Here is a 1,006-nt window from a genome sequence, read left to right on the forward strand (position 1 = left end):
ATGAGGGAGGCGGCTTCCTGGCGGGTGTGCCCGGAGTCCTCGATGCCTTCGGCGATGTGGGCCAGGTGGGCGGGGATGTCGCGGCCCTTCTTGCGCATCGCGGTGGCCCACAGGCGCCCGGCCCGGTAGGAGGAACGCACCAGCGGCCCGGACATGACGCCCAGGAAGCCGATCTGTTCCGCTTCCTCGGAGAGCTCCAAAAATTCCTGCGGCTTGACCCAGCGGTCCACCGGCAGGTGGCGCTCGGAGGGGCGCAGGTACTGGGTGATCGTGATCAGGTCGGTCCCGGCGTCGTGCAGGTCCTGCAGCGCCACCGAGATTTCCTCCCGGGTCTCGCCCATGCCCAGGATCAGGTTCGACTTCGTCACCATGCCCGCATCCCGGCCCTGGCTGATCACATCCAGGGAGCGTTCGTACCGGAAGGCGGGGCGGATGCGCTTGAAGATCCGCGGCACCGTCTCCACATTGTGCGCGAACACCTCCGGGGCCGAATCGCAGATCGCGCTGATGTGCCCGGGCTTGCCGGAAAAGTCCGGGATGAGCAGCTCCACCCCGGTGTTCGGGTTCAGCTCGTGGATCTTGCGCACCGTCTCGGCATAGAGCCACACGCCCTCATCGGCCAGGTCGTCCCGGGCCACCCCGGTCACGGTCGCGTAGCGCAGGTTCATCTGCACCACCGACTTCGCCACCTTCGTCGGCTCGAACATGTCGATCGGGGACGGCTTGCCGGTGTCGATCTGGCAGAAGTCGCAGCGGCGCGTGCACTCGGACCCGCCAATGAGGAACGTCGCCTCCCGGTCCTCCCAGCACTCAAAGATGTTCGGGCAGCCGGCCTCCTCACACACCGTGTGCAGGCCCTGGCCCTGGACCAGGTTCTTCATCGCAATGAACTCCGGCCCCATCTCCACCTTGGCCTTCATCCAGTCCGGCTTGCGCTCCACCGGCACCGCCGCATTGCGCTGCTCAATACGCAGCATCTTCCGTCCCTCAGGGGCCAGGCTCATGA

General features: G+C 66.6%; 1 protein-coding gene. It reads right to left on the reverse strand.

Translation table 11 applies throughout. The annotated features are described in order from the left end of the window. On the reverse strand, positions 1–1,004 hold a 1,004-nt coding region (gene lipA / locus G6035_RS19585), incomplete at its 3' end, for a lipoyl synthase (RefSeq protein WP_176618773.1). Positions 1,005–1,006: the final 2 nt, after the last annotated feature.

This window comes from Arthrobacter sp. SDTb3-6, from assembly GCF_013376095.1.
Classification (GTDB): domain Bacteria; phylum Actinomycetota; class Actinomycetes; order Actinomycetales; family Micrococcaceae; genus Specibacter.